Here is a 3,575-nt window from a genome sequence, read left to right as displayed (position 1 = left end):
TATTTTGCAGCAGCATCAGGAGCAATGCAAACTGGCGTAGTTAAAGTAGATGATAAAATTTATTACTTAGATGCTGCATCAGGAGCTATGCAAGTAGGAAATGTAACAATAAGCGGGAAGAACTATACATTTGCACTAACTGGAGAAGCTGTAGGAAAAGATATACCACCAGTATCTAAAGCATTTAACTCAAGTGGAATTGAAATTACTGGTGCAAATAATTCCGATAAGAGTAATAATGGAGCAAATACGTCAACGACTAATCAACAAAATAATTCAAGTAGTAGTAATAATAGCAGTGGCAGTAGCAATAATGGAAGCAGTGGTAATAATGGTGGAGGTAGTAATAATAGCGGCGGCGGAGATATTAATGCAGGGGTGTCAACTAGCTATTTAGAAAATTATCGTGAGCAATATCATTATTCTCCAGCTAAGGCATGGGCTAATGACCCGAATGGAATGGTTTACTTTAATGGAGAATATCACTTATTCTATCAATACTATCCGGATGATGTTGTATGGGGGCCAATGCATTGGGGACATGCAGTTAGTACAGATTTAATTCATTGGAAAGAACTAGGCATTGCAATTGCGCCAGATGGAGATATACCAAATTTTGAACTCCAAAGTAAAGATTGGTATAAATATGGTGAAGATTGGATTTATTCAGGATCTGCAGTTGTAGATAAAGACAATACTAGCGGTTTCTTTGATGGAATTGAAGGTGGAGGATTAGTTGCAATTTATACGCAACATATTGATAAGAATCCTAGAATAGAAGAACAATGTATTGCATATAGCAAAGATAACGGAAGAACTTGGATTAAACCTACTTTGAGTGAAGAACGTAAAAATCAAGTTTTATCAATAGAGGATGATCCATTACAGAATAGAGATTTTAGAGATCCTAAAATATTTTATAATGAAGAAGCTCATAAGTGGATGATGGTAACGGCTGGTGGACCACTAAGATTTTTCTCATCAACAGATTTAAAGAATTGGAAACCTGAAGCTATGCAGCCAGATATTACTACTGAGTGTCCAGATTTCTTCAAGTTAAAAGTTGAAGGTACTGATGAAGAAAAATGGGTATTAAGTGAAGGTGGAAGATACTACCGTGTTGGTGATTTTAAAGAAGTAGATGGGGTTTGGACATTTGTTCCTGATAGTGATGATCATATACCTATGAATTTCGCTAAAGATGCATATGCAGCTCAAACTTATTATGGAACAGGTGAAAATGGTACACCAGATGGCAGAAGAATTATGATCAATTGGATGAACAATTGGGATTATTGCCAAAGTATTGGTAAAATAACAGGTACTTTTAACGGGCAATATACTTTACAAAATGAACTAAAATTAGTTAATACAGCTGATGGAATTCGTTTAGTGCAACAACCAATCAAAGAATATGAAAGTTTACGTCAAGCACCTACAACTTTTAACAATGTTACAATTTCGCCAGATCAACCTAATATTATGAGTAATATACAAGGAAGTCAATATGAAATTGTTGCAGAATTTCAACCAGATGAAAAAACAACAGAAGTTGGATTTAAATTGCGCGTTGGAAAAGAAGCGGGTCAAGAAACAATAGTTAAGTATAATACTCAAACAGGAGAAGTAACACTTGATCGTTCAAAATCAGGAAAAGGATCAAGTAATTTCTTACAATCATATAGCAGTAAGATGAATAAAACAGCAGATGGCAAAATTCAATTGCATATTTATGTAGATGCATCTTCTGTTGAAGTATATGGAGATAATGGAGAAGTTACTGGTACAGCACAAATATTCCCTAACCGTACTAGTCAAGGAATAGAAGTATATTCACTTGGTGGAAATACAAAAGCTACTATTAACTACTATCCATTAAAGGGAATTTGGAATAACGACGTCAAAGGGACAAATTCAGTTGCGTTATCATTAAGTGAATCAAACTTTACTAAGGAAGTAGGAGAGCAATTCTCTATTTACACAACTACTATTCCTGCAACAGCAGCTCAAGGAGTTAATTGGACAATTTCAGATCCAAGCATTGTCAAAATTATAAGTCAAGATGATACTAAAACAACCTTTGAAGTAACAGGAAAAGGAACTACAGATTTAACTGCAACATCTAAAGATGGAAAATCTACTGCAAAATCGACCTTAAGTGTTTATGATCGTGTTGTAACTCCAGATATTTCAAATCTAACTGGTTTCCAAAGTTATAGTGGGAATTGGTATGTTGAAAATGGGACTTATATAGGAGATGGAGTTAAAGCCGGTGATGCATTTGCAATTTCAGATCAAAAAAATGATGATTTAACTGCGACTTATACTTTTACAGCAGATGCTAAGATTTTAGATGGCGGTGATGTTGCAGCGTTAACATTATTCTCTAAAGAAAAAGATCCATTTAAGGGAAGTATTGTAGCTAATATCATTAAAAATGGAGATTGGAGAGTATTTAATTTCCCAGGAGGTCAAAATGTTGCAAGTGGTCATATTGACCCAGCACCAGATAATATTTATCATTTAAAGGCAGAGATAAAAGGAAGTCATATAAAGTATTGGATAAATGATCAATTATTATGTGATGCAGATCAAAATTTTTATGATGTTGGAAACTTTGGATTAGGCGTATGTAATGCAAAAGTAGAATTTACAAATGCACGCCTTAATAAAGTAGCAAGTGATACTTCAACTTTAGAATTAAACAAGACAGCATTTGAACAAAAGAAGGGAGATATATTCTCAGTTTATTCTAATCAAAAAGTTAACTGGTCAATTGCAGATTCTAATATAGTACAACTTTTAAGTAAAGATGGAAATAAATCAACATTTGAAGTGATTAATTCAGGAGCAACGACTTTAACTGCAACTTCTGCTACTAATAGTAGTCTTAAACAAGATGTGACTGTAGATGCTTATGAACTTAATCCAGAAACAGTTGACGGTTTAGTAGAAGGGCTAACTAATTTCCAAACACATAACGGAAATTGGTATGTTAAAGATGATGCTTATCAAGTAAATGTAAGTGGTGATGGATTCTCAACTTCGGATACTAAAATTGATATAGAAAAAAATCCAGATACAACATATACTTTGGAAGCTGATGCTAATTTCATAAAGGGTGATGTTGCAGAATTAGTATTATTCGCCCAAAGCAAAGATGATCCACAAGGTGCAGGTAGTCTTGTAGCTAATGTTATTGATTGTAACAAGACATATAATTTGTTTACTTTTGGAAAAGGTGGTATAAAAGCAGGTGATCTTGATGATGCAAACAAGGCAGCAGGTGGTAAATATCATTTAAAAGCAGAAGTTAAAGGAACTCACTTAAAATATACTATAAATGATCAAGTAATATATGATGGAGAACAAAACTTCTTCACATCTGGATACTTGGGATTAGGAGCTTGTAATGCAAATGTAGCATTTACAAATATAAAATTTACTGATGATGCTACAGCAGGTGGTATTACTGATACTACAGGAGCAGCTGTTACAGTTACTACAGGAGCAGCTATTACAGTTGCAACACCTGTAACAGGTGAAACCCCAGTATCAACAATTGATGAAACTGA

1 protein-coding gene is annotated in these 3,575 nt (G+C 34.1%); it reads left to right on the top strand.

Annotated features, from left to right (window positions below; translation table 11 throughout):
• On the top strand, positions 1-3,575 hold a 3,575-nt coding region (locus tag COL3_RS25180), incomplete at both ends, for a GH32 C-terminal domain-containing protein (RefSeq protein ID WP_099716753.1).

Source organism: Clostridium sp. LS, assembly GCF_002760435.1.
In the GTDB taxonomy this organism is placed as follows: Bacteria; Bacillota; Clostridia; order Clostridiales; family Clostridiaceae; genus Clostridium.
Note: the sequence above shows the minus strand (reverse complement) of the source record. Positions and strands in the feature narration are given on the sequence as shown.